Origin of the sequence: Streptomyces sp. NPDC012935, assembly GCF_042900345.1 — a bacterium.
Lineage (GTDB): Bacteria > Actinomycetota > Actinomycetes > Streptomycetales > Streptomycetaceae > Streptomyces.
Window position 1 is genome coordinate 240465 of sequence record NZ_JBIBBC010000003.1, and the last position, 25425, is coordinate 265889.

Here is a 25425-nt window from a genome sequence, read left to right on the forward strand (position 1 = left end):
TGAGACCCATGCTCACCATCAGTCAGTTGGCGGCGTATGCCGGGGTGACGGTACGGGCGGTCCGCCACTATCACAAGATCGGGCTGCTGCCCGAACCCGAGCGCGACCGGTCCGGCTACCGGACCTACGATGCCGCCGCGGTCGTGCGACTGATCCGCATCCACACCCTGGCCGCTGCCGGCGTCCCGCTGGCCAGGGTGCAGGAACTCCTCGACGCCGGTCCGAAGGAGTTCGCCGGCGGCGTCCAGGAGATCGACAAGCATCTGCGCGCCGAGATCCGGCGGCTGCAGGACACCCGCAGCCGACTCGCCCGGCTCGCCGCCGGAGAGCATCTGGCGCTCCCACAGAGCGTCGTGGACTACCTCGGCCGGCTGCGCGGTCTCGGCGTCGGGGAGCGGTACATCGAGCTGGAGCGGGATGCCTGGATCATGATCGCCGCGCAGGTGCCGCACCTGATCGACTCCGTGATTGCCAAGAAACACGAGGAGCTGGACGACCCCGACATGGTGCGGCTCTACAGCTTCTTCACCGGGGAACCCGACTGGCTGGCCGGCGATCCACGGATCGTCGAGATCGCCGACATCCTGGAGCGCCTGATGATTCGCGCCGTGGAGGCCGGCGAGGTGGGTACCGACGGCTTCGACGATCAGTTCGTCGCCCTGATGGACTCGACCATGCTCGAGTCCGCACCGGGCGCCGAACTGGTGTTGGCGATTCTCAAGGAGCGTGGCTGGAGGGGCTGGACCCGCATCGAGCGAGTGCCTGCCGACAGGCTCAACACCGAACTGCCGCCGTCTTGAAGTAGCAGTTCGCGGGGCTGGTGTGACGTGGTTGCCACGACTCGTCCGACACGATCCTCGGCCACGTCTCCACGCCGCGCCGAACGCTCAACGGCCGCCCTACGCACGACGATCAGGACCGATACACCTCTTCCTGCACGTGACGGATTTGGCGGCCTCACAGGCACCCGGGGCGGGGGCGTACACGGCCTGGGCGCGCGCCTGGGGACGCTCCGACCGCGGTGCGCGCCCCCAGGGCCGACCCACCCCTGACAGGCCGCTCCCCCTCCGTCCACGACGTCGGCAAGATACCTCTGAGCTGGCCTTTTCATGGATTCCACCTAGGCTGAGGAGATCTACGGGACGCCATGGGAGGGGTCTTCGTGAGCGGGGAAGGCATGGGGTACGACGCTGCCCGGATCGAGGTGCTGGAGGGACGGGAAGCCGTGCGCAAGCGGCCCGGGATGTGGGTCGGCTCGACCGGAGAACGCGGCCTGCATCAACTGGTGTTCGAGGTCGTCGGCCGAGCGGTGAATGAGGTCCTGGCCACGGGTTCCGGCACCGTCGACGTCACGCTCACGTCCGACGGTGGCGTGCGGGTCGCCGACAACGGGTTGAGGGGCACCTTTGAGGCCCCTGACGCCGGGGACACTGGTGGCCCGGGCCTCGAAGCCCTGCTGACGAGCATGCGCGCCGGGCCCGGGCCTGCTGGTCGGCACATCGTGGCCGTGGGCCATGTCGGTGGGGGGCTCTTCGTCGCCAACGCCCTGTCGAGCCGGCTGAAGGCCGAGGTGCGGAGCGAGGGAGTCCGCCGGGCCCAGGAGTACGCGCGCGGGGCCGCTCTCGCCCCGCCCGCCGCCGTGGGACCCGCGAGCGACAGTGGGACGACCATCGCGTTCTGGCCCGATGCCGAGATCTTCGAGACGACCCGGTGCTCGTTCGCCGTGCTGGCGGAGCGTTTCCGGCAGGTGGCCTTCCTCAACCGTGGCCTGGCGATCTCACTGACGGAGGAACGCCCGGCGGGAGCGGCTCGGACGGTCCAGTTCCGCTTCCCGGACGGGGTACGGGACTTCGTGGCCGCCCTCGACGCGGAGGCCGGGGCGAGCCTCCATCCGGACGTCATCGGATTCGAGCGGGAGGACCCTCGGATGGCGGGGACGATGGAGGTGGCCCTGCTGTGGAGCGGCTCCCGCGAGGAGCGGGTGCGCAGCTTCGCCAACAGCCAGGCCACCCCGCAGGGCGGCACGCACGTGGACGGCTTCCGCGACGGAGTCGCAACTGCGGTCACTGCGTACGCGCGCGCCAGGGGGCTGCTGAAGGCAGCGGACCCCGGTCCCGTCGCCGACCGGATCGGCCACGGCCTTACGGCGATCGTGTCGGTGAAGTTGGACGGTCCAGAGTTCCTGGGCCCCACGCGAGGACTGCTGGGCAACGCCGAGGTGCGTGCCTGTGTCGGCGAGGCCATCCGGGAACATCTCGGCACCTGGTTCGAGGAGCACCCGGAACGGGCCGCGGAGGTCGTCGGCCGGATCGTCCGGGGCATCCACCAGTGCTGAACAGCAGCGGACCGCCGGCCTGGGTGCGAGAAGCCGTACCGCCTGCACGGGCTCACACACGACCTGGTGCTCCGTCAGAGACCGCAGCCCGTCAAGGAAGTAAGGAAGTACGGTCAGACCAGCTGAGGGGGACGTGACCCGCTACGTAGGGCTTGTCCGGCGGGCCTTGAGGCTGCCGTGGTCTTCATGGCCATGGTCAACTGGTGGGAGTGTTGCCGGACAGCGAGCGACAGCAGCGGTCGCTGGATCCCTTGACCAGGATCAGCTCTTGTCTTCGCGCGGCGTGACGCGGAAGTCGAACGGAACGGTTCCGGGATCCAGCGCCGTCACGCCCCCATCCACTGTCAGTACAGCGCCGTTGACGAAGGACGCAGCCGGCGACAGGAGCCAGGAAATGGCCTCGGCGACCTCGCGCGGATCCCCGGGGCGGCGTGCCGGCAGCAGACGAGTGGCCTCCTCGTAAGCTTCGTCCACATCCCCCGAAGCGAACCCGGCGTCCTCGGCGAACCGGGCCATGCGGCGGTCAGCCATCTCTGTGCGCACCCAACTGGGACAAACGGTGTTGGCTCGCAAGCCTTGCGGCCCGTAATCCACTGCCAGGGACCGGCACAACTGCAACAGTGCCGCCTTGGAAGTGGCGTAGGCGGCGTTGCCCACCCCATTGCGCAGCGCAGAAACCGAAGCGACAGCGACGACGGAACCTTGAGTCCGGAGCAGGTGCGGTAATGCCGCCCGCATCAGAAGAAATGGGCCGGTGAGATTAGTACGGAGTACCAACTCCCAGTCCTCATCCGATAGCTCCGCGACACCCCCGCTTCGTCCCACTCCTGCATTGACAACCAGCCCATCGAGCCGACCGAACCGCGCGACGGCTGTTTCTACCAGGCGGAGAACCGCTTCGGGGTCACTGGTGTCAGCCTGGCAGGCCAGAGCTCCGGTTTCCTTCGCGACGTCGTGCAATGGCTCCGACCGTCGGCCGGAGATGACAACATCGTGCCCAGCCATACGGAGCAGCCGCGTAGTTGCTGCTCCAATCCCCGTGCCTCCCCCGGTCACGACCACAACACGCTGATCCGCCATGTACGTTCAACCTCCTGCAACGATCAGACCCCGGTGTCGTGATCATATGCGGCCGCGAACTAGCGACCCAGGCCAAGGTGAATAACTCGACTAAATCCGGCCTGAGTCGAAGCTGTCATTCTGCGTGCTACGGCTCCCTGCTCCGGCGAGGCGGGCACAATTGGTTGAGGCGGCCAGGACAGAGCTGTAAGGGCTGTCCCGTAAATGAACTCAGGTGTGCTGGCTGGCCTGCTCGTTGCTTCCTCATCCCGTGAGGGTGAGGTTGTACAGGCGGGCGACGCCGAGCATGGCCTGGTGGACGCCTTCACCCTTCAGGCGGCAGTCACGGGGCGGCAGTCACGGAAGATCTTCCAGGCCTTCATGCGGGCAAAGGTGTGCTCGACACGGGCTCGGACCTTGCGGTGAGAGGCGTTGTGCTCCTGCTTCCAGGCTGGGAGTTTGACTCGGCCGGGCTCACGGCGGTGTGGAATGACCAAGCCGGTGCCTCGGTAGCCGCCATCAGCGATGACTGTGGTCTTGCCAACGGCAGCCTTGACGCCGAATAGTTGCCACGCTTTGCAGTCGTGGCGGTTGCCGGGTACTGGCCGGCCGACGGAGACGATAAGCCGGGTGTCGGAGTCGATGACGACCTGGTGGTTGGGCGAGTACCTGTAGTTCTTGGACTGCTTGGCCACCGAATGGTCACGAATGGGGACCAGCGTGCCGTCCACGACCAGCACTTTGTCCCTGCGATACCGCTTGCGAGGCTACAGGGCGAGTGATGGGGCGACGTGGTCGATGATGCGGTCGGCGGCCGACTTTGAGATCCCGAAGAGCGGGGCGAGCTGCCGCAGCGTCAGGTTCGTCCGCCAGTACGCGGTGACCCGCAGGATACGGTCCTCGAACGGCAGGCCCCACGGCCGGCCCTTGCGAATCTGATCTGCTCCCTGGCGTCGCAAAGCGGTGACCAACTTGCCGAACTGTCGGGGACTCAGTCCGCTGAACGGGGTTATCCAGGAAGGCTCCCACGCTGTGATCATTCCGGCCATGCCGGTGATCATCGCAGCAGACAGAACCCTTAAATCACATGCGGACGAGATGTTGATCGTCTATATCTCGACGGCAGGTGCCCCCTCCGGCTCGCAGTTTCCCCTCGGCCCACGTGGCCGCGTGGTCGGGTCAGCAGCATCGTCGCCGCGCAGGCCAAAGGGAGACAGAACGATGTCGTACACCTTGTTCACCCAAGCGACCGGAAAATCTGTGGAGCCCTACGTGACCCCTGACCTCATCTTCCGCCCCATCACCGGCCTGGAGGAGATCGACCTCTTCAACGCTCTGCCAGGCCCGTACAACGACAGCCTCACGGAAGATCTCCGGAACGGTCACTGCCGAGCCGACTGGATGTGGGTGGCCTTGCAAGACAGCCGACCGGTGGCACGGGTCGGCTGGTGGTCCCGCAGCGGCACCAGACCTGAAGTCCTGGAAACCCTCGACATCGACGACACCTGCGACGACACCTCCCGGATCGACATCGGCGCGCGCCTTCTGCATACCGCCCTGACCACGCTCTTCCCCACGGGAACCGTGCCGCCCCAGTACGTCCTCCAACCCGTCCCGCCGACTTGGAGAGACGACTCCTCCACTGAACGCCGCATCAAAGACCGGATAGAGGTGGTGCGGCGCACCGGCGGCAAGGTTTTCGTCGAGAGGCTCCGCTACCGCTGGACGTCCAGCACACCATTGCCCCCACAGCTCGGCCGACTGACCTTCCAGACAGTGAGGAGCGCTGAGGAAGCGATCGATCTCCTCACCCGCATCCTTCCAGGCACGCTCGATGCCTACAGCCAGGCCGACGTCGCCCGTTCCTCAACCGAGGACTATGCCCGCGTGCAGTACCACGACGAGCTCCTGAGCTATTCCAGTCCACGTGCATGGTGGCGGATCGGAGTCCGGAGCGACGGCGAACCGGTCGGGATGGTTGTCCCGGCCCAAAGCCCGAACGGATTCGTGATCGCCTACCTCGGAGTCGTCGAAGATCACCGGGGACACGGCTTCGTCAACGACCTACTCGCCGAAGGCACCCGCATCCTGGCTACCCAGGGCGCCGAACGCATCACCGCCGACACAGACCTGGCAAACCAACCGATGGCCAGCGCCTTCCAGCACGCCGGCTACGACAACTTCGCTGGGCGCATTGACATGCGCTGGGACTAATCGGCCGCCTCCTTGCCCTCAGACTCGGGCCCACTCACGGAGGATCACGACTGCAGGCCTTTTGCCTACCGATCCGGAGGTCAGCCTCGCGGCCCGTGGAGTTGCGTTGCCGTGTGCGCGACGTGTGTACGGTGCTGGCGTGATCGACACTGAGGGTGCCGGGCTGGGCACGGAGGCCGCTCGACGGCTGGCAGAGGCGGGCTGCTGCGAGATAGCTCCGGGGCTCAGCGAAGAGGAGTTCACCCGGATCGAAGCGACCTACGCGTTTGAGTTCTCCTCGGATCATCGCGCCTTCCTCGCTGCGGGGCTGCCTGTTGCCTCGCCTCCTGAGGAAGGCGCGACGTGGGAGCAGCCGTGGCCGGACTGGCGTCATGCCGATCCGGACGACCTGCGCTATCGCCTGGAGTGGCCGGTGCGGGAAGTGCTGAGCGATGTCGGCCATGGCCGCTGGCATCCAGCTCTGGGAACACGTCCAACCGATGATGAGGAGGCCGTCGACGTGGCCCGGGCAGTGCTCGCACAGGCGCCGCGCCTCGTACCCGTTTATGGGCATCGCTTCCTACCTGCGGGCCGCGGCACTTGGCGGCATCCTGTCCTGTCGATGTGGGGAACCGACATCATCTGCTACGGCCACGATCTGGCCGATTACATCGACCACGAATTCGGCGAGGTCGACGAGGACGCGCCGTGGGCGCCGCGAGCCTCCGTGCCGTTCTGGAGAGACTTCCTGGGCTGAGATCGCTTCAGGACCGACGTCAGGCGTAGATGATCTCTGTCATGCCGCGAGCGATTGGAGTGATCACGGCCTCGGAGCCGTCCTGGATATCCCCATTCGCAGGAGTGGCGCCGCGCGAGTCCAACCGGGTAGCGCGTGCGTGGGCTGCGACGCGAGGGCGCCAACGCTGCCCGGAGAAGGCGGCCGTGGGGACTCCCACCGGAAGACCGGGGGCTGCTGGTGGCGGCGTACAGGCGTACCACCTGACACTGATCGCCGACGGCGACTACCAGGGCACCGGACTCATCTCCCGCACCGCCGCGAGCAAGGGCAGAGCGAACTCCCCGCCTGGAAGGAAGAACACAACTCCTCCCATCGCGCGGTCCGAGCCCGCGTCAAAGAGGAGGATTAGCGGCATGACCATGGTGAAGGACATCGATGCCCGCGGTATGCAGCACTGCGAGACGACGGCGCTGGGCGTGCTGCTGCGACATGAGGGACTCGACTTGTCCGAGCCCATGCTGTTCGGGCTTGGCTCCGGGCTGTCCTTCATCTACTGGGACAGCAAAGGCATGGGCTTTCCCTTCCTGGGAGGCCGGGTCAAGCCGTTCGAGCTCACCAGGAACCTGGCCGCCGTGCTCGGGCTCGAGCTGCTGGTCGGGGAGACCACCTCCCCGCGTAAGGCGTGGCACAACGTGGCAGCACACATCGACGCCGGTCGGCCGGTCGGCCTTCAGCTCGACAGCTACCACTTGGACTACTTCACCACCAAGGTGCACTTCGGCGGGCACGTCGTGGCCATGTACGGATACGACGAACAGGACGCCTACCTGGTGGACACCGATCCCCAGGGTGGAGCCGTCTCGACCAGCCTTGCCGGCCTGGCCAGAGCCAGGGCCGAGCGCGGCCCCATGACCGCCAAGCACCGCTCCTTCACCATCACGGCGCCCAGTAGCCTGGCGTCACCACAGGACCGGATCATCCCCGCGATCAAGACCTGCGCCAACGCCTTCCTGAACCCGCCCATCGCGAACCTGGGCCACCGGGGCATCGAGAAGACTGCCAAGCAAGTGCCGAAGTGGCTGCAGCGCAGCGACAATCCGCGAGAGGATCTGCCACGGGCTGCCGTCCTCATGGAGAGGGCCGGCACCGGCGGTGCCCTGTTCCGCAATCTCTACCGGGATTTCCTCGCCGAGTGTGCCCAGCTGATCGACAGCAGCCACCTGCGCACTGGCCTCAGCCTGTACATCGAGGCCGCCGCCCTCTGGAGACAGGTGGCCGCCCTCGTCGAGAGAGCAGGCGAATCCGGCGACGCGAAGAACCTCATCCAGGCCGGCTCCGTCCTCCACGAACTGTCGCGCATCGAACGCGATGCGATGCAGGCACTCAGCATGCTCTAGAGGGAGAGACCTGTCCGGAGGGTCATGTACGGAGCCGAAGCCGCACCCAGGCAACGATGACAGTGCTGCCATGAAAGACGTAGGCGCGTTTGTCGAATCTTGTGTCGGCGGCCCGAAAGATCTTGAGGGCCTTGATCGTCCGCTCGACTTCGTTCGCCCAGTCGGCCGACGCGGATGTGCTCCATGAACGGGATGAGGTGCGGCGTGTCTCCCGCACTGACCCGGGTGATCAGCCGGGCCGGCGCGCGGCGTCCCTCCTCACCGGCGAACCGAACCAGCACCGTCATCAGCCCTCTCCACCGAAGGCTCCCCGATCCTGCACATCGGAGCGCCTCAGCGCGAGGGCGGCAATGTCGTCATCGAGCCGTCCGCCACTGTGCCGCAGCAGATCCCCGTGCAGCTGGTCGAGCAGCTCTCGAGGCTGCTCCAGGTCCTGCCGCTGCATCCAGTCCGGAAGCGGAAAGAACTGGCCCGCATGGTCCCGGGCCTCCGATACGCCGTCCGTGTAGAGGAGCAACTGGTCACCCGGGGCGAAGGCGACGCTGTCGACCCAGTAGCGGTCACCGATGAGCGCTGCGAGGTTGAGGGGCGGGGAGGGGATGGTGGGCTCCAGGACCCGGACCTTCCCGCGATGCGCGATCAGCGGTGGAGGATGCCCGCAGTTGAGAAGTCGTATGTGGCCGCCGTCGCGCGGGATCTCGGCGAGGAGAGCGGTGGCGAAGTGCTCGGGCTGGTCCTGGGCGGGAAACACAGCGCTGTGGCGCGTGACGGTGGTCTCCAGGCGATGGATGATGCCCTGCAGGTCGGGCTCGTCGTACGCGGCCTCCCGGAAGCAACTGATCACCGCCGAGGCCACCCCCACTGCGGACAGGCCCTTGCCCCGTACGTCGCCTATGAGCAGCCGGACCCCGTGCGGTGTACCGATCGCTTCATAGAAGTCGCCGCCGATCCGAGCCTGCTCCTGGGCCGCCAGATACAGCGACTCGATCTCGACGTCCTTGATGCGGCGCGGCAGCGGGCGCAGCAGCACCTTCTGGGCCGCGTCGGCGACGAGCCGGACCTGGAAGAGTATTTCCTCTCGCTTGAGCCGGACGTGACTCCCGTATGCGGCCGCCAAGGTGACCGCGACGATTGCGGCCGACGTGTACTGCGTCCCCAGATCGGTGTAGAAGAGGCTGAGGACTGTCATGAGCAGCAGGCAGAACGCCCCCAGCAGGACCGTGGGCAGCACGGGCCACATCGCGGCGGCAAGGGCGGGTGCGGCCGGCAGAAGGCGGCTGATGGCGATCTCCCTGGGTGTGGAGAACGCCAGTACGGCGATGAGGATGGTCAGGACCACGGGTGACAGCCGGGCAACTTCCCATCGGCCGCTGTAGGCGGGACGACGGCGCCTCAGCCGTGCAGACATGATCACAAAATGCATAATATCGACTCAAACGGGCGTCGGGCGCGGAGAGAATCATGGACTGCACGTCGGCAACTGCGGCGGAGGACCCCGCCCGGAGGAGCCGACGGCCATGCCACGCTTGGCCTCGCAGACGCCCGCAGCCGACCGGGCAGGGGCGAGGCGGGCTCTGGCCGCTCGGGATCACCAATGCTAAAAAGGTCGCATGGCGAATCGTTTCGCCCGTTTTCAACACCTATCGGTCAAGCGTGTGATCGGCAAGAGCACGCGGAGCGTGGCCGGGCAGGTGTTGATCTTCCAGGTGGCTCTCGTGGTGCTGCTCGTGGCTTGCGGCGTTTTCGCTCTCATCCTGCAGTCGGAGCGGGACACCAATGCCGAGGCCAGGCGCCGTTCCACGGCCGTGGCCCAGACGTTCGCGCACTCACCGGGCGTCCTGGCGGCATTGCAGACTCCGGATCCGAGCAAGATTCTCCAGCCGCTCACCGAGGCCGCGCGCCGGGCCGCCGGTGTGGACTTCATCGTGGTCATGAACACCGAGGGCATCCGGTACACGCACCCCTTGCCGGACCGAATCGGAAAGCAGTTCGTGGGCGAGATCGGACCATCGCTGGCCGGGAGGGTCTATGTGGAGAGCGTCGACGGCCCGCTCGGTCGCGAAGTGCAGGCGACGGTCCCGATCGAGAACGCCGGGAAAGAGGTAGTGGGTCTCGTCTCTGCGGGGATGAAGGTCAAGAACGTCGAGAGTCAGTTGACCCGGCAACTACCGATCATTCTGGGCGCCGGGGCCGGAGCGCTCGTGTTGTCCACCGGTGTGACGGTATTGGTGGGCAGGCGGCTGCGACGGCAGACACACAGCCTGGCCCCGGACGAGATGACCCTGATGTACGAGCACCACGACACGGTGCTCCACTCCGTCAGGGAAGGGGTCCTGATCGTGGCTGCCGACGGGCGCCTGATGCTGGCGAACGACGAGGCCAGACGGCTGCTGGGGCTCCCTGCGGACGTAGAAGGAAGGCTCGTCTCGGGCCTGCCGGGCCTCGACCCCGAGACAAAGGCGCTGCTCGCCTCCGGCCGCGAGGTCACCGATGAGGTCCACCTCGCGGGAGAGCGGCTGCTCGCGGTGAACCAGCGGCCCACGGACCGCAAGGGAGGCCCCAAGGGAACGGTGGTGACGCTGCGCGACTCCACCGAACTGCAGGCGGTGACCGGCAGGGCCGAGGTGGCACGGGAGCGGCTCAGGCTGCTCTACGACGCCGGCCTCCACATCGGTACCACCCTGGACGTGCTGCGCACCGCCGACGAGTTGGCGCGGGTCCCCATTCCTCGCTTCGCGGACTTCGTCACCGTGGACCTGGCCGACGCCGTCCTGCACGGCGATGAGCCCGCCGCCACGGGGACGGACATGCGACGCGCGGCTGTGTTCGGCATCCAGGACAACCACCCGCTCTCCGAACAGGGCCGGCTCTTCGACTACCTTCCCTCCACTCCCCAGGCACGCGGCTACGGCAGCGGCCATTCGCAGTTGGTGAGCGATCTGCCGTCCGCCACGGGCTGGCGCCTGCAGGACCCGGAGCGCGCCCAGGCGATCATTGACCACGGCATCCATTCCCTCATCACCGCCCCCATCCAGGCCCGTGGCGTCGTGCTGGGCATGGCCAGCTTCTGGCGCGGGCAGCAGCATGAGCCCTTCAACGAGGAGGATTTGTCACTGGCGGAGGAGCTGGTGGCCCGTGCCGCGATAAGCATCGACAACGCCCGCCGCTACACCCGCGAGCACGCCTTGGCCGTCACCCTCCAGCGCAGCCTGCTGCCGCAGGCGATGCCCGAGCAGAACGCCCTCGACATCGCCTACCGCTACCTCCCCGCCCAGTCGGGTGTGGGCGGAGACTGGTTCGACGTGATTCCCATGCCGGGGAGCCGGGTGGCACTGGCGGTCGGCGACGTGGTCGGCCACGGCCTGCACGCCGCCGCCACGATGGGACGACTGCGCACCGCGGTCCACAACTTCTCCACGCTCGATCTGCCACCCGACGAGCTGCTGAGCCATCTGGACGACCTGGTCGGGAGCATCGACCAGAACGAGACGGCAGAGAGTGCGGCGGGCGTCGTGGGCGCGACCTGCCTGTACGGGATCTACGACCCCGTGACGCGTCACTACGTCATGGCCCGTGCGGGGCATCTGGTGCCCGCGCTGGTCCACCCTGACGGAACCGTCACCTTCCCGGACGTGCCGGCCGGTCCGCCCCTGGGCCTCGGCGGCATGCCGTTCCAGACCGCGGAGCTGTGCCTGGCGGAGGGAACCCAGCTCGTCCTGTACACCGACGGACTCATCGAGGACCGGAGGCGTGACCTGGACGTGGGAATGGAACTGCTGCGCAACGCGCTGGCGGGCCACCCCGGCCGGCCACCCGAGGAGACCTGCCAGGACGTGCTGGACAGCCTGCTCCCCGGGCGCCCCAAGGACGACGTCGCCCTGCTCGTGGCCCGCACGCGGGAACTGCCGCCCGATCGGATCGCCGACTGGGACGTACCCCAGGACCCGGCCGCCGTCTCCGGTATGCGCGATGCTGTTTCGCAGAGGCTCGAGGCGTGGGGTCTGTCAGAGTTCGGCTTCACCACGGAGCTCATCCTGAGCGAGCTCATCACCAACGCCATCCGCTACGGCGCCGGGCCGATCCACGTGCGGCTGATCCTCGACCGCACGCTGATCTGCGAGGTTGCCGACGGCACCAGCACCTCCCCGCACCTGCGGTACGCCGCGACCACGGACGAGGGAGGCCGCGGCCTGTTCCTGGTCTCGCAGATGGCTGAGCGCTGGGGCACCCGGTACACCCCGCAGGGCAAGGTGATCTGGACCGAACAGGCCCTGCCCGAGGTCATACAGCAGCCCGCCCCGAGTCCCGCCGACGCGGACACGCCCCCGGGCGACGAGGCAGCCGACCCGTGATTCGGGTCGTAGCGCAGGCCGTGGTCGATCGGTGGAGAGAGTCGCGGCGGGGTCAGGCGTTCTCGATGACGTCGGCCGGTGACAGCAGGCACGAGAAAGAGAATCATGGCGGCGGTCGCGGTCACGGTCACATCGACGGCGCTCATGCTCGGCACACCAGGCACCGGCCCGGCCGCCCCTGCCGCCCCGCCCAGCCTGCGCGCCTTCGGGATCAGCGGCGACGGCACCCTGATGGCCACGTTCACGACCGACCAGCCGCAGGTCCTCGACCGGGTCCGGACTGCTGCGCATCCAAGCGGAAAGTCACCTGCTCGATAGCTTCTGTCAGGGCCTCTAAGGGCTTCGCCCCGGCTCAGGCGGCGGATCTGCCGGACCTGGTGGATCAGCTTTGGTCAGGGAACCGCAGGGCGTTCGCCCAGAGCCGGGTGACCGTGGAGACGAGTTCCTCGAAGTCCACCAGCGTGCCTTCTTCTTGCCGCTCGCCGAGCACGAAGGCGTTGTAGGCCATGACGCTGACCATGCCCGACAGCGCACGGGAGGCCAGCATCGGGTCGACCGCACGGTCTGCGACACCGCGCGCTTGCAGGTCGGCGATGCCGCGTGCATTGCGGCGGATGAACGCGTCGGCGCGCCGGGTTCGGAACGTACGGAACTCCGGCTCCACTTGCGCGACCTGCTCAAGCAGTGCCATCAGCTTCGCGTTGCGCCTGTACGCCTGGAGATACGCGCGATTGCTCGCCTCGAGTACCGCATAGGGATCGTCGGCACTCTCCACCCGGGCCATCCCGGGGTGCAGCATGTCCTCCTGCGCCTCCAGGAGGACGGCGGCCAGCACCTCTTCCTTGTTGGCGAAGTAGGTGTAGAACGATCCCGCCGCGCACTGCGCCTCTTTGGTGATGTCGGTCAGGCGGGTGTCGAGGTAGCCGTCCCGTTCGAACACTTTGCGCGCGGCCTTCACCAAAGCCGCCCGTGTCCGCGCTCCGCGCTTCGTGGCGGGCGGCTCGCGAAGGTGCGAGAGGGGCGCCATCGGGGGTGCCTGTTCGCCGTCGATCTCCTCGGCCGCGGTGGTGTCCATCGCGGAAACTGTACTTGAACCTGACGCCATGGTCACAAAACCGCCTCCGCCGAAGAAGAGAGGTTCTCGATGGGTCAGGCGCTGATCCCGAATCGTTCGGCGAGTTGGCGACGGGTGTCGACGGCGCTGGTGTGCAGTACGCCGCCGATCCCTATCCTGGCCGCTCCGTCGAGGTTCTGCTGCAGATCGTCGATCATGACTGCCTCCTCGGGGTCGATGCCGAGACGTTCACATGCGATCGAGTAAATCCGTCTGGAAGGTTTGCGGATGCCGACCTCAGCGGAGATGACCACCACATCGGCGACGGCATCAAGTTCGACGCCGTCGTAGGTGCCGGTGCCGAAGGAATTGGACACGAGAGCAATGGGACGGCCGGCGGCTCGAAGATCACCGAGCAGCGCGAGCATTTCCTGGTCGATCGACATGCCCGCCTGCATCCGGGCTGTGAGCCCCTCGGCCGATACGTCCGCGCCGTGGGCACGGAGACGGTCGGCGAACCCCCGCTCGAAGGCTTCGGTGTCGATCCGGCCGCACTCGTGGTCGGCCAGGAGTGCGCGTGCCGGCTGGTCCCGGCTGAGGAGGTCCAGCGGCAGGCGCGGGTCGCAACCGAGCGAGGCGCCGAAGTCGGTGAATGCCCGCAACACACTTGAGGTGATGACACCGCCGAAGTCCACCAGGACCGCGGTTCGGGTCTTTGCCACGCCGTTCGACAAGGTATCCACGCTCAGGCGACCTCGAACAGTCCGGCTGCGCCCATGCCGCCCCCGACGCACATCGAGATCACCACATACCGAACGCCCCGACGCTTGCCCTCGATGAGGGCATGGCCCACCAGACGGGCACCTGTCATTCCGTACGGGTGACCGACAGAGATCGCGCCACCGTTCACGTTGAACCGCTCCGGGTCGATGTGCAGTTCGTCGCGGCAGTACAACGCCTGAGAAGCGAACGCCTCGTTGAGTTCCCACAGGCCGATGTCATCGATCGTGAGGTTGTGTTGCTTCAGCAGCTTGGGAATGGCGAACACCGGCCCGATGCCCATCTCGTCCGGTCCGCATCCAGCAACGGTCATACCGCGGTAGACGCCCAGCGGTTCCAGTCCGCGGCGCTCGGCCTCCTTCGACTCCATCAACACTGATGCCGAAGCCCCGTCCGACAACTGCGAGGAGTTGCCCGCAGTCACGCTGGAATGCGCGCTCACCTTGCCGTCGGGCAGAACCGGCGCCAACCCGGCCAGGCCGTCGAGCGTCGTCGACGCGCGGTTGCCCTCGTCCCGGGTCAGCGTGACCTTTTCGTCCCACACCTCCCCGGACTGTTTGTCGCGCACCTTCCTGACGCTGTCGAGCGCGACGATCTCCCGGTCGAAACGGCCGGCTTCCTGCGCTGCCGCGGTGCGCTGCTGCGACACCAGCGCGAACTCGTCCTGGCGTTCCCGGCTCACGCCGTAGCGTTCGGCGACGATCTCCGCCGTCTGCAACATCGGCATGTAGATGCTCGGCTTGTGCTCGACCAGCCAGGGATCCGTCATGCGGTGGGTGTTCATGTGGTCGTTCTGCACAAGGGAGATCGACTCGACACCGCCGCCGACAGCCACCTGCATGCCGTCCGCGACGATCTGCTTGGCGGCCGTCGCAATGGCCATCAGGCCCGACGAGCACTGCCGGTCGACCGTCATCCCGGACACTGTGTCCGGAAGCCCGGCACGAAGAGCGGCCTGACGCGCGACGTTGAAACCGGCTGTCCCCTGCTGCACGGCGCAGCCGAAGATCACGTCCTCGACCTCACCGCCCTCGAGTCCGGCGCGTTGTACGGCGTGGGACAGAGCATGGGCGGCGATTTCCTGCGCCTGGGTGTCGTTGAACGCGCCGCGGTAAGCCTTTCCGATCGGCGTCCGTGCCGTCGAAACGACGACTGCTTCCCTCATGTCGCCTCACTGTTTCCTGTTGGTGCGGTTCGTCCCGGGGGCTTCGGGACCGGCGTTCCCTGACGCGGGCCACGGCCGCGGGGGGTGCGGTGGTTGGTTTCTGACTCCCGGTTCGTTTCTGACTCCCGGTTATAGTTGAATCCGGCGTCATGTTCAACCTATCGAGCCCCCTCGACGCTCGTGCAGGGCAACGCGCGTCTCACGCGGTCGCGGCCTTGACAGAGCACTCCCCCACCTGAAGGCTACCGACCAGTCAGTATGAAGGGGTGGGCCGTGTCGTGACCGAGCAGAGGATCTCCACCGGTGCGGGCGTGTTCGACGCGATCGTGGCGGGTCCGCCCGAGGGCCGCCCGGTGCTGCTGCTGCACGGCTTTCCCCAGAGGGGGCTGGCGTGGCAACGGCAGATCGCCGAGTTGGCCGAGCAGGGCTACCGGGTGGTGGCGCCCGACCAGCGTGGGTACTCCCCCGGCGCCCGCCCCCAACGGCCCGAGGACTATCGCATGAGTCTTCTCGTCGACGACGTGGTCGCGATCACGGAGAAACTGGGCTGGGTGACGTTCGACCTGGTCGGCCACGACTGGGGAGGCGCGGTGGCCTGGTGGACCGCTGACGCCCACCCCAGCCGCATACGCACCCTGACGGTTGTCTCGACACCGCATCCCGGCGCCCTGGCCACCGCCCTGCGCACCGACGAAGACCAGCGCGGCCGCTCGCAATACATGATCGACTGGCGTGAAACGCCCGCGACCGAGGAGCGCATGCTGGCCCACGACGCCCAGCTGCTTCACGCCCTGTACGCGGGGAAGGTTCCGCAGGCCAGCGCCGACGCCTATGTACGGCACCTGTCCCAGCCAGGCGCTCTCACCGCCGCGCTGAACTGGTACCGGGCAGGCCGCCCAGACGGCGCGATCGGCACCATCGACGTCCCCACGCTGTACATCTGGAGCACGAACGACAGCGCTTTCGGCCCGGCGGCGGCACGGGACACCGAGCGGTGGGTCAACGGGCCGTACCGCTTCGAGACCCTCAAGGGCGTCAGCCACTGGGTCCCCGAGGAGGCGCCCGAAACGCTGAGCCGTCTGCTCCTCGAACACTTGCGAGCGCACAACTAGGGCGTGTTGAGTCCCGCCTGCCGCCCGACGCCCGGCTCGCCCTCCGGGCGGACGAGGGGACATTGCGGACACGACCTAGTACAGAACCGCAGCGCACCCCGTCCCCCGACGCTCCGAAGAGGTGACCGTGAAGACAGCGCGTGCAGCCTGGCGCGGACTCGAGCCCGTGCACGGCATGATCTACTTCGTCCCTGAGGCAAGGCGACGGTATGCGGACCTCGGACTGAGCGGACGCGCCGGTTACTTCACCTCCCGCAGCGCCGCGTTCGGCCGGGCATCCGCCGAGCTGGTCATCGCGACCTTCTACAACTTCAACCCCGATCTCGTACGGCAGTCGCTCGACGGGGCCTGGGACGCAACGACGCCGCAGCAGGTGCTCGACGCGCGGTACGCCGCGGCGGGCGAAGCCCTGCGGCGGGCTGGAATCCACGAACTGCCCGCCCTGGACCAGGTCCTGTCACTGACCCGCCGGGCCGCCGAGGCAGCATGCGAACACGCCCAGGGCCGCCCGCTCTTCGCCGCGCATGCCGCACTGCCCTGGCCGCAGGAGCCGGTGCCGCAACTGTGGCACGCCCAGACGCTGCTCCGGGAGTTCCGTGGAGACGGCCATGTCGCCTGCCTGCTGAGCGAGGGGGTCGGGGCTCTGGAAGCCCTGGTTCTGCACGCCGCCACCGGCGAGGTCCCTGTCGCCTTCCTCAAGGCCAGCCGCGCATGGCCCGAGGAGGAGTGGGTCGACGCCCAGGAGCGCCTACGCGAGCGAGGTCTCCTCGACGGCGACTCCCTCAGCGCGGAAGGCGTACTTCTGCGTCGGCACATCGAGGACCGCACCGACCGCCTCGCTCTTCCCGCCTACGCCGCCCTGGGCGACGCCGACTGTGAACGTCTCGCCGAACTCGCCGGCATCTTCGGCCGCGCCGTCGTCGAAGCCGGCCTTCTCAAGCTCGGCTGACCGGGCCCTTGCCCCTGCGCTTCCTGATCCCGCCGTCCCAGCCCTCGGGGGCAGGGGGCTTCCGCTCGGGCCGGTCCGGCGACGGCACGCCCCCTCGCGGATCCCGCCCCGGCCGGGCTCAGGTTCGGCCGGGGCGGGTGTCAGAGGGTGGGGGACTTCCCGCGGAGGAGGGATGAGCGGAGGGCGGAGTGCAGGCGGGGTGTGTTCGTCCACTCGTGGTCGCGCGACGGGGAGACCTCCCAGTACAGACCGGGGCGCGTGATGCGGTGCAGCGGGGGAATCGCCACGTGGCAGCCCCGGCCCAGGACACGCACCTGCGGGAGTTCCCAGTCGGCGGCGGAACCAGGAGGAATCAGCCAGTACAGGCGTCCGCCGAAGCCGTCCCCGATCACGGCTCCCGTCTCGTCTCCGAGGTCGCGCAGTGCGTCGATCCCGAGGTCGAGCGGTACGCGTACGGCGTCCCACCAGCCACCCGCGGCCACGAGCCGCACCTCGACACTGCCCGGGTGCACCCACCACGGGGCCTCGTCGACAGTCATCGCACTCACCGGCTCTCCGATCCGACACCCCGCACCGTAAGGCGGAGACGAACCGCCGACTTACGCCCGCGCGCAGGGAAGTTGTCCCCGCGCGCAGCGTTCGGGCACGACACTCACCCGCGCACGCTACGTTCAAGTAGCTTTACAAACCGTATTGATGCGCGAGCGCAGGAGGCTTCCGTGGGACACCCCCGCCCCTTAGTGATCGACCCGACCGGCCGCGACATCCACGGCGAGGCCGCCCGGATACGCGAGCGCGGATCGGTGACCCTCGTCGAACTGCCCGACGGTGTGCGGGCCTGGGCCGTCAGCAGTCCCGACCTCCTCAAGCGCCTGCTCACCGACCCACGCGTCTCCAAGGACCCGCGCCGGCACTGGCCCCGGTGGATCAACGGCGAGATCTCCCCGGAATGGCCGCTGTTCACCTGGGTCGCGGTGCAGAACATGTTCACCGCCTACGGGAGCGAGCACAAACGGCTGCGCGCCCTGGTCTCCAAGGCGTTCACCGCACGCCGCAGCATGGCGCTCCGACCCCGTGTCGAGGAGATCGCCACGGCCCTGCTGGAGCGGGTCGAGACGGCCGGACGGCACGGCCAAGTGGTCGATCTGCGCGAGGAGTTCTGCTATCCGCTGCCGATCCAGGTGATCAGCGAACTCTTCGGCCTGCCCGAGGAACAGGGTGCCGAGCTACGGGCCGTCGTGGACGGCGTCTTCCACACCTCCGCCACCCCGGAGGAAGTCACCGACATCTATACGCGGTTCTACGCGGCGATGGGCGAACTCGTCGCTCTCAAGCGGCGGTCGCCCGGCGACGACCTGACCTCGGCGCTCATCGCGGCCCGCGACGACGGCGACACCGGGCTGAGCGAACAGGAGCTGCTCGACACCCTGGTGCTCATGGTCAGCGCCGGCCACGAGACCACGGTCAACCTGATCGACAACGCCATCCACCTCCTGCTGACCCATCCGGACCAGCTCGCCCATGTCCGCTCCGGCCGCGTCTCCTGGGAGGACGTGGTCGAGGAGGCGCTCCGCGTGGAGGCGCCCGTCGCCAGCTTGCCGCTGCGGTATGCCGTCGAGGACCTCGTGATGAGCGGGTTCGGCGGGCCGGACGGGGTGGTGATCGGCAAGGGTGAGGCCATCCTCGCCGCTTACGCGGCCGCCGGACGTCACCCCGGGAAGTACGGCGAGGACGCCGACCACTTCGACGTCGCCCGCGCCGACAAGGAGCACCTGGCCTTCGGCCACGGCGTGCACTTCTGCCTGGGCGCCCCGCTGGGGCGGCTGGAGGCCCGCATCGCGCTCCAGGCACTCTTCGACCGCTTCCCCCGACTCCGACTCGCCGTCGCTCAGGACGAGTTGGAGCCGGTCGACTCGTTCATCTCCAACGGCCACCGCTCGCTTCCGGTACGCCTGTCCTGATCACTCGCCACGCCACCACGCCAGCAGCCGGGCGCCCCATCCTCGCCGCACGCGATCGGCCTCGGGCCCGGCGGTCGGCCCGGGTGCCGGCGCGGCGCGCTGCACGGGCGACTCGTCGCCGGCGGTAGAGGGGGTGGCCGGGGTGACGGCAGCCGGCGGGAAGACCACCGGCAGCGCGGCCAGCGCGCGGTGGAAGGGACCCGGCCGCCAGGCCAGTTCCCCCACGGGTACGGCTAGTTCGACGTCCGGAAGGCGGTCGAGCAGCTTCTCCACCGCGACCGCCGCGATCAACCGGGCCGGACCCTGCGCCGGGCAGTTGTGCGGGCCCGCGCTCCACGCCAGGTGGGCGCGGTTGCCGGTGCGCTGATCCGTCGTCAGGGCCGGGTCGGTGTTCGCCGCGGCGAGACTGACCACGAGCGGATGCCCCGCCCGCAGCAACGTCCCTTCGTACACGACGTCATGGATCGGGTAGTGCACGGCGTAGTTGGCCATGGGCGGGTCGGTCCACAGCACCTCGTCGAGGGCGTCCTCCACCGGCAGACTGCCGCCCGAGAGGGTGCCCGCGAACCGGTCGTCGGACAGCAGCAGCCGCAGACCGTTGGCGATCAGGTTCTGCTGGGGCTCGGTGCCCGCGCCCATGAGCAGGACGAGGGTGTGCACCATCTCCTCGTCCGTGAGCTCGGCGGGATGGGCCATGAGCCAGGACGTCACATCCGGCCCGGGCCGCCGGCGCTTCAGCGTGACGAGGTCCAGCAGCGTCGTCGCGAGCAGTTCGTTTGCCTTCTCGGCGTCCACTCCGTCGAAGATCCCGGACATCCCCTGCACCAGCCGCTCTCCGTAGTCGGCCGGGCAGCCGAACAGGCGGTTGAACACCAGCAGGGGAAGCACCTGGGCGTACTCGCCGAGCAGATCGGCCCGCTCGGCCGGGGCGATGCGGTCGATGAGTGTGTCCGCGCTCGCCTCGACGTAGCCGCGCAGGGTGGCAGGGGCCACCCGGGCCAGGCTGTCCGTGATCGCGACGCGCAGCCTGCGGTGCTCCGCGCCGTCGGCCCACAGCGCGTTCGGCCGGTACATCATCATCGGCACGACCGGGCTGTCCGGGGGTACGGTGCCGTCCGCCAAGTCCTTCCAGCGGCGGGCGTCCTTGGAGAACGTCTCGGTGCTGCGCAGCACGTGCAGGGCGGCGTCGTATCCGACGACGAGCGAGGCCCGCACGCCGGGCGCCAGTTCGACCTGCGCGATCGGACCGAGGTCGCGTAGCCGCCGATAGACGGCTGCCGGGTCAGTGGCGAACTCGGGCCCGTGCAGGGACTCGTGCGCAGGGTGCGCGGGGCAGCCCGGCGGCGGGATGGGCGGTACGGAGGTCACGCATGCTCCAGGTGGCCGATGGGGGTCCCCCCGCTCGAGCGAAGCCGAGAGTGGGGGAGGGTGAGGAGGTACTCGACGAGACGGATGAGTGCCCGCGTGGCCGAGACCCGGTCGCGGGCGTCGCAGCGGACGAGGGGAGTCTCGGGCAGCAGGTCGAGGGCCTCGCGCACCTCGTCGAGCTCGTACGCGGGGGCGTCGTGGAACTCGTTCAGGGCGACCGCGTACGGCAGGCCGTGCTCCTCCAGTATGCCCATGACCTCGAACGACTGGCTGAGGCGGCGGCTGTCGGCGAGGACGAGCGCACCGAGCGCGCCCCGGGTCATGTCCTGCCAGAGCCGGGTGAAGCGCTGCTGGCCCGGCGTGCCGAAGAGGTAGAGCACCAGGCGGTCGTTGAGGGTGAGCCGGCCGAAGTCGAGGGCGACCGTGGTGGTCGTCTTGTCCCGCATGCCGGCCAGGTCGTCGACGAGGGCGCCGGCCTCGGTCATGACCTCCTCGGTGCACAAGGGCCGGATCTCGGAGAGCGTGCCGACGAACGTGGTCTTGCCGACCGCGAAATGGCCCACGATCAGCAGCTTGACCGCCGTCTGCACACTGGGCCGCAGGTAGACGTCGTCAGAGGCGGGCGCGGAGTCCATCGAGCACCTCCTGGAGGATTCGGGCGTCGGTCGGCCGGGCGGCGGGGATCGGTGCGCGGGTGACGATGTGGCCGCTGTCCATGAGGTCGGCGATCAGCACTTTGGCCACGCCGACCGGCAGCGACAGGTGGCCGGCCACCTCGGCGACGGAGAGGGCTCCGGGCCGGCACAGCTCCATGAGCCTGCGCTTTTCCGGGTTGAGTCCGGTCACCGGCAGATCGTCGGTCGCGATCAGCAGCGTGACCAGGTCCAGGGTGTTGCGGGTCGGGTGGGCGCGGCCGTCCGTGACGACGTACGACCGCACCAGCCTGTCTGCGGGGCGGCGCCGGGGTGTCATGCCGGGCTGCCGGTGTCCTGACGGGCGGGGCTGGTCAGCTCCTTGCCGAGCCGGTCGACGAGTTTGTGCATGCGGTACGTGACCGCCTCCATGTCGACGTCCTCGCCGGTGGAGACGGCGAGGTAGGCGCCCTCGCCGGCGGCGACCAGGAAGACGTAGCCGTGTGCGAACTCGATCATGGTCTGCCGCCACGGGGTGTGCGGGGCGCCGCAGAACTCGGCCGTGCTGCGGCTGATCGACTGGACGCCGGACAGACCTGCGGCCAGCCGTTCGGCGTCGTCGCGGTCGATGTCCTTGGAGAAGGCGCGGAGCATGCCGTCGGCGGAGAGCAGGATCGCGTGACGCGCCTGCGGAACCTTCAGCACCTCGTCCAGCATCCAGCCCAACGTGTTGTTGGTGGGCCCGGTCATTCGTGGCTGTTCCCTTCGTCGTCGTGGAGCGTGTGCCGGGCGTCCCTGCCGGATCGGGTGCCGCGTGCGAAGGCGCCCATGCGGCGGGCGTTCTCCTCCGCCGAGCGGCCTGCGACCTCTTCGGCCGGTGCGGGCTGCGGGGCCGGTTGCCGTGGGGAGCGGCGACGGCGCCTGGGCAGGCCGCCCGGCGTCGTCGCCTCCGCGGGTTCGGGTGCGGGATCGGGGGCGGGCGCGGCAGGGGAATCGAGAGCGGGGGCGAACGGATCCGCGGTGGGGGCCGTGCCGGGCGGGAGCGTCTGCGCAGGGGGGCGCGCCGGCGCGGCGGCGGACGTGGGCGCGGGCGGTTCGGCGGGCGGCACGGACGCCTGGTCGGCGGGGTCCAGGTGCGTGAGCAGGGCGGCCGGCAGGAACACGACCGCGCGTACACCGCCGTACGGGGAGAGCGTGTCCACGGAGACGTTGAACCCGTAGCGCTCGGTGAGCGCCCCGATGACCGCGAAGCCGAAGCGGGGCGGGTCGCCGAGCCGGACGATGTCCGCGTCGTGCGTGCGGGCGAGCAGTTCGGCAGCCTGCTCGGCCGCCTGGCCGTCCATGCCGACCCCGGCGTCGTCGATCACCACGCAGGCACCGTTGTGAACCGTCTGGACGGTGACCTCGACGGTCGTGCCCGGCTGCGAGTGACGCGCCGCGTTGTCGAGCAGTTCGGCGACCGCCAGTACCACCGGTTCGACGGCCCGGCTCCGCACGGCGATGTCGACCTCGCCGTTGATGCGGATGCGCCGGTAGTCGCGGATGCGGGAGGTGGCGCCGCGTACGGCCTCGACGAGCGCGGAGGTGGCACGCTGACGGCCCGGCCACGAGCCGCACAGCACGGCGATGACCTGGGCACGGCGGCCGAACTGGGCGTTGGCGTGGTCGATTTCGAGCAGATCGCTCAGCACGCCGGGGTTGTCGTGCCGGTCCTGCATCTGGGAGATGGACACCTGTTGTTCGTTGGCCAAGGCCTGGATGGAGCGCATCGACGCCTTCAAGGCGGCCTTCGCCGACTGGTCGGCGCTCGACCGGGCATGATCGACCGCACCGGCGAATCGCTCCACGACACCGTCGAGACACTTCGCGAACTCGGTGTCGGCGAGCCGGGTGTCGACCAGACCGACGGCCGGGACCTGCTGGTGGGGGGCGTCCTCCAGGGCCGGCAGCCGGGCCGAGACGAGGTGCCGCAGTTCCTCTTCCCATGCCCGAAGGCCGTCCCCCAGTTCGGCGTTCCGTCTGCGCTGTCGTGCGGTGATGCCGCGTTCGCGCACCAGCAGCACGGCGACGGCGATCAGGCCCACGGCCAGGCACCAGAACACCGCCTCCGGCATCTGTTCCGTCATCAAGTCCTCACAGCGGGTGGCGGGTCGACGGGCAGCGCACGACGGTAGTGGCGCGTCCCGCATCCGGACTTGTCCGTGCGCGCAAGGAAGTTGCCGAGGGACGCACGCGCGTTCGTGGAGCGTGCCGCGGGCCCCGATCGCGTCCGGCTCGGCTCCCGCGCAGGCCGATGAGGCCGATACGAGTTCCGGAAACCGATTGCTGGTCCCTAGGCTGCGCCGAACAACAGTCCCCGAACACAGGGGCGTTCGGGACTGCTCCCGAGGCCGTCGGGAGACGTCGCAGCGAAGGGGATGCGTTGCCCACGGGAAGCTACGTCGTGGAGACGACGAGGACCGCCGAGGTCGGAGCCCGCGAGCAGACCGATCTGTGGAGTGAGCGCGTCGCGGCGTACCAGACCAGGATGGACTACAGGTACGCCCGCGCCGAGGGCTTCCGCGGCGAGATGGTCCGGCAGGGCAGCGACAGCTACCAGGTTGTCACCTGGTACAGCGACCAGATCGAGTACGCCCGCACACCGGGCCTGATCCGTCAGATGCCCGACCCCGACTACCGGCTCCTCTTCCCTCTCGCCGGCGAACTGCTGCTGCGACAGGACGACCAGCAGGTGCGGCTGACGCCGGGCACGGGCAGCCTGATCACACTCGGTACGCCCTTCGAGATCCTGCACGGCGCGTCCCTGCGCGGTGTCATCTTGTCGATCCCGGCCCAGGAGATCGACGGGCCGCTGAACCGGAAGGCACCGCTGGCCACCGGGCTCGATCTGACCAAGGGGCTGGGCCGTGTGGTGCACTCCATGGTCCGCGGCCTGAACGACGAGCGCGGCAACCTCACCACCCCGCAGTTCGACGCCGTCTGCGACCGCGTCGTCGAGCTGCTGTGCATGCTCGCCTGCGGCGACGACCGCCCCGACGTCCAGGGACAGCTGACGGAGGTGGAGGCGGTGGTCCGCCGCCATGTGCGCGAGCACGCGGCCGACCCCGACCTGTCCGGCGCCTCCATGGCCCGTGCCCTCGGCTGGTCCCTCCGCCAGATCCAGCTCGCGCTCCAACACGTGGGCACCACGCCCCGCGACCTGATCCGCGAGGAGCGCCTGCGCCTGGTCCGCGAGCGCCTCCTGCGCGCCGACTGCGCGCACATGACGATCACGGACCTGACGTACGCCTCGGGCTTCTCCTCGGCGAGCGCGATGAGCACGGCCTTCCGTCGGCGCTTCGGGGTGAGCCCCCGGGAGATGCGTTCCGAGGCCCGCTGATCCCGACCGGCTACGGGACCGGCGTCGGCCAGTTCGTGCCGAAGCTCGTACTCCTCGTACTCCTCGTACTCCCGGAGCATGGGGTTCACCGGGACGTGCACGGCTCCGGCGCGCAGGATGCCGAGCATGGCGACGATGAACTGCGTGCAGTCGGGCAGGAACACCTCGACGCTGTCTCCGGGGCGTACACCGCTGCGCTGCAGGCAGCAACACAGCCGCGCCGTGAGTCCTTCAGAGCCTCGTACGTGATCTGCTCGCCGTAGAAGGTGATCGCGACGCCGGTCGGGATGGCACCGAGCCCAGTGCCGCAGGTGGTCGGTGAGCGGCCACTGCCCGAGCGGGTGCCCCCCTCGGCATCGAGGCCGCCACACGCGCTGCTGGCGGGCCCGTACATCGGCCACGTACTCCTTCACGCGCGTGTTGTCCGCCACGACGGCCTTCACCCCGGCACCAGCCCGCGGGCAGGGACAAGGGTCCGGACGCGGTGGGGGCAGGCCGGGCGGCTTCCGTCTGGTGGAGCTCCACGAGACCGCGCCGGTGACGGCTGACCCACCGGCGATGATCCCCACGCCGGCACGTGGCGAACAGGCCAGAAGCCAGGGCCTGTCAGCCGCTCCCGACGCCCTCCTGAGCCAAAGGGGCGACCGCGATCGCCGACTTCGCACCGGCCGTCATCAGCCGCGCCAGGAGGCTCGTGCAAGTGTCCGGGGTGCTCTGTCGCAGCTGCGGCACGGGCCGCCACTGGACGCCCCTTGACGGTCTGCTTTCCCACAGAGGAGAGCCCTGTTCACGAACCCTTTCAGATCGGCCTTGCGAGCCGAATCAGCGGCACCCCGCGATTATTTGAATGCGATACAGGTGAATCGTGAATTGGCAAAGCTGGGGCTGATGCAAATCAAGCGGCAGGCATGCGTGCGGGTGATCCCATTCCTGGCCAGGGCGACGCTCCA

At 68.7% G+C, this 25425-nt stretch carries 21 protein-coding genes and 5 pseudogenes; 12 read left to right on the forward strand and 14 right to left on the reverse strand.

All coding sequences use genetic code 11. The annotated features are described in order from the left end of the window. Positions 1–8 precede the first annotated feature (8 nt). On the forward strand, positions 9–800 hold the full coding sequence (locus tag ACFY5C_RS10015) for a MerR family transcriptional regulator (RefSeq protein ID WP_389442730.1): 792 nt from the start codon (positions 9–11) through the stop codon (positions 798–800). Positions 801–1177: 377 nt separating this feature from the next. After that, positions 1178–2335, forward strand: coding sequence for a DNA gyrase subunit B (locus ACFY5C_RS10020; RefSeq protein WP_389442733.1), 1158 nt, complete (start codon positions 1178–1180; stop codon positions 2333–2335). Between the two features lie 261 nt (positions 2336–2596). On the opposite strand, the gene ACFY5C_RS10025 is transcribed toward ACFY5C_RS10020, so the two are convergent. Both ACFY5C_RS10025 and ACFY5C_RS10030 read right to left on the reverse strand, forming a co-directional pair. Beyond that, on the reverse strand, positions 2597–3415 hold the full coding sequence (locus ACFY5C_RS10025) for an SDR family NAD(P)-dependent oxidoreductase (protein ID WP_389442734.1): 819 nt from the start codon (positions 3413–3415) through the stop codon (positions 2597–2599). A gap of 243 nt (positions 3416–3658) precedes the next feature. Next, positions 3659–4443 (reverse strand): annotated as a pseudogene (locus tag ACFY5C_RS10030) (transposase). On the opposite strand from ACFY5C_RS10030, the gene ACFY5C_RS10035 reads away from it, so the two are divergent. From ACFY5C_RS10035 to ACFY5C_RS10050, 4 genes and pseudogenes are all read left to right on the forward strand, one after another. Beyond that, entirely contained in the window at positions 4442–5608 is a 1167-nt protein-coding gene (locus tag ACFY5C_RS10035) for a GNAT family N-acetyltransferase (RefSeq protein WP_389442737.1), read from the forward strand. The pseudogene ACFY5C_RS10030 and the gene ACFY5C_RS10035 overlap by 2 nt on opposite strands. Before the next feature lie 139 nt (positions 5609–5747). Continuing rightward, a complete protein-coding gene (locus ACFY5C_RS10040; protein WP_389442739.1) occupies positions 5748–6344 on the forward strand; it encodes a hypothetical protein in 597 nt (198 codons plus the stop codon). A 41-nt stretch (positions 6345–6385) separates the two neighbouring features. Beyond that, positions 6386–6723: pseudogene (locus ACFY5C_RS10045) on the forward strand (hypothetical protein); the annotation flags it as partial. 16 nt (positions 6724–6739) lie between these two features. Next, the gene (locus ACFY5C_RS10050) at positions 6740–7723 is read left to right on the forward strand and encodes a BtrH N-terminal domain-containing protein (protein ID WP_389442741.1); all 984 of its coding nucleotides are present in this window, start codon (positions 6740–6742) and stop codon (positions 7721–7723) included. A gap of 22 nt (positions 7724–7745) precedes the next feature. On the opposite strand, the pseudogene ACFY5C_RS10055 reads toward ACFY5C_RS10050, so the two are convergent. Together ACFY5C_RS10055 and ACFY5C_RS10060 are read right to left on the reverse strand one after the other, a co-directional pair. Then, positions 7746–7877 (reverse strand): annotated as a pseudogene (locus tag ACFY5C_RS10055) (IS5/IS1182 family transposase); the annotation flags it as partial. A gap of 132 nt (positions 7878–8009) precedes the next feature. Continuing rightward, positions 8010–9131 carry a PP2C family protein-serine/threonine phosphatase gene (locus tag ACFY5C_RS10060; RefSeq protein WP_389442743.1) on the reverse strand — a complete coding sequence of 374 codons (1122 nt, stop codon included), beginning with the start codon at positions 9129–9131 and terminating at the stop codon, positions 8010–8012. A 202-nt stretch (positions 9132–9333) separates the two neighbouring features. On the opposite strand from ACFY5C_RS10060, the gene ACFY5C_RS10065 reads away from it, so the two are divergent. Then, complete coding sequence (locus ACFY5C_RS10065; protein ID WP_389442745.1) at positions 9334–12075, forward strand: SpoIIE family protein phosphatase; 2742 nt, start codon at positions 9334–9336, stop codon at positions 12073–12075. A gap of 105 nt (positions 12076–12180) precedes the next feature. Further along, positions 12181–12375, forward strand: a pseudogene (locus ACFY5C_RS10070) (hypothetical protein); the annotation flags it as partial. 82 nt (positions 12376–12457) lie between these two features. Here ACFY5C_RS10070 and ACFY5C_RS10075 read toward each other — a convergent pair. The 3 genes from ACFY5C_RS10075 to ACFY5C_RS10085 all read right to left on the reverse strand — a co-directional run bounded on the left by ACFY5C_RS10075 (position 12458) and on the right by ACFY5C_RS10085 (position 15074). Then, entirely contained in the window at positions 12458–13150 is a 693-nt protein-coding gene (locus ACFY5C_RS10075) for a TetR/AcrR family transcriptional regulator (RefSeq protein ID WP_389442747.1), read from the reverse strand. A gap of 74 nt (positions 13151–13224) precedes the next feature. Next, positions 13225–13872 carry an HAD family hydrolase gene (locus ACFY5C_RS10080; protein WP_389442749.1) on the reverse strand — a complete coding sequence of 216 codons (648 nt, stop codon included), beginning with the start codon at positions 13870–13872 and terminating at the stop codon, positions 13225–13227. A 2-nt stretch (positions 13873–13874) separates the two neighbouring features. Beyond that, positions 13875–15074, reverse strand: coding sequence for an acetyl-CoA C-acyltransferase (locus tag ACFY5C_RS10085; RefSeq protein WP_389442751.1), 1200 nt, complete (start codon positions 15072–15074; stop codon positions 13875–13877). Between the two features lie 278 nt (positions 15075–15352). On the opposite strand from ACFY5C_RS10085, the gene ACFY5C_RS10090 reads away from it, so the two are divergent. Both ACFY5C_RS10090 and ACFY5C_RS10095 read left to right on the forward strand, forming a co-directional pair. Next, a complete protein-coding gene (locus ACFY5C_RS10090; protein ID WP_389442753.1) occupies positions 15353–16186 on the forward strand; it encodes an alpha/beta fold hydrolase in 834 nt (277 codons plus the stop codon). Between the two features lie 127 nt (positions 16187–16313). Next, a complete protein-coding gene (locus ACFY5C_RS10095) occupies positions 16314–17135 on the forward strand; it encodes a hypothetical protein (protein WP_389442755.1) in 822 nt (273 codons plus the stop codon). A 140-nt stretch (positions 17136–17275) separates the two neighbouring features. On the opposite strand, the gene ACFY5C_RS10100 is transcribed toward ACFY5C_RS10095, so the two are convergent. After that, positions 17276–17674: a hypothetical protein gene (locus tag ACFY5C_RS10100; RefSeq protein ID WP_389443371.1), complete on the reverse strand. Its 399-nt coding sequence runs from the start codon at positions 17672–17674 to the stop codon at positions 17276–17278. A 180-nt stretch (positions 17675–17854) separates the two neighbouring features. Here ACFY5C_RS10100 and ACFY5C_RS10105 point away from each other — a divergent pair, with 180 nt between their 5' ends. Next, positions 17855–19096 carry a cytochrome P450 gene (locus ACFY5C_RS10105; RefSeq protein WP_389442757.1) on the forward strand — a complete coding sequence of 414 codons (1242 nt, stop codon included), beginning with the start codon at positions 17855–17857 and terminating at the stop codon, positions 19094–19096. Here the strand turns inward: ACFY5C_RS10105 and ACFY5C_RS10110 are convergent, their stop codons facing one another. Genes ACFY5C_RS10110 through ACFY5C_RS10130 form a run of 5 tightly spaced genes read right to left on the reverse strand, consistent with a single transcriptional unit; the run spans position 19097 to position 23222 of the window. Next, a complete protein-coding gene (locus ACFY5C_RS10110) occupies positions 19097–20464 on the reverse strand; it encodes a cytochrome P450 (protein WP_389442759.1) in 1368 nt (455 codons plus the stop codon). Further along, a complete protein-coding gene (locus ACFY5C_RS10115) occupies positions 20461–21099 on the reverse strand; it encodes an ATP/GTP-binding protein (protein ID WP_389442760.1) in 639 nt (212 codons plus the stop codon). Before ACFY5C_RS10115 ends, ACFY5C_RS10110 begins: the two co-directional genes overlap by 4 nt. Then, positions 21077–21436: a DUF742 domain-containing protein gene (locus ACFY5C_RS10120; protein ID WP_389442762.1), complete on the reverse strand. Its 360-nt coding sequence runs from the start codon at positions 21434–21436 to the stop codon at positions 21077–21079. The genes ACFY5C_RS10115 and ACFY5C_RS10120 overlap by 23 nt, the downstream gene beginning before the upstream one ends. Next, a complete protein-coding gene (locus ACFY5C_RS10125) occupies positions 21433–21846 on the reverse strand; it encodes a roadblock/LC7 domain-containing protein (RefSeq protein WP_389442764.1) in 414 nt (137 codons plus the stop codon). Before ACFY5C_RS10125 ends, ACFY5C_RS10120 begins: the two co-directional genes overlap by 4 nt. Further along, positions 21843–23222, reverse strand: a complete 1380-nt coding sequence (locus ACFY5C_RS10130) for an ATP-binding protein (protein ID WP_389442766.1) — start codon at positions 23220–23222, stop codon at positions 21843–21845. The genes ACFY5C_RS10125 and ACFY5C_RS10130 overlap by 4 nt, the downstream gene beginning before the upstream one ends. A 296-nt stretch (positions 23223–23518) precedes the next feature. On the opposite strand from ACFY5C_RS10130, the gene ACFY5C_RS10135 reads away from it, so the two are divergent. After that, the gene (locus tag ACFY5C_RS10135; protein WP_389442768.1) at positions 23519–24475 is read left to right on the forward strand and encodes a helix-turn-helix domain-containing protein; all 957 of its coding nucleotides are present in this window, start codon (positions 23519–23521) and stop codon (positions 24473–24475) included. A gap of 20 nt (positions 24476–24495) precedes the next feature. Here ACFY5C_RS10135 and ACFY5C_RS10140 read toward each other — a convergent pair. Beyond that, a pseudogene (locus tag ACFY5C_RS10140) lies at positions 24496–25140 on the reverse strand (AMP-binding protein); the annotation flags it as partial. Positions 25141–25425: the final 285 nt, after the last annotated feature.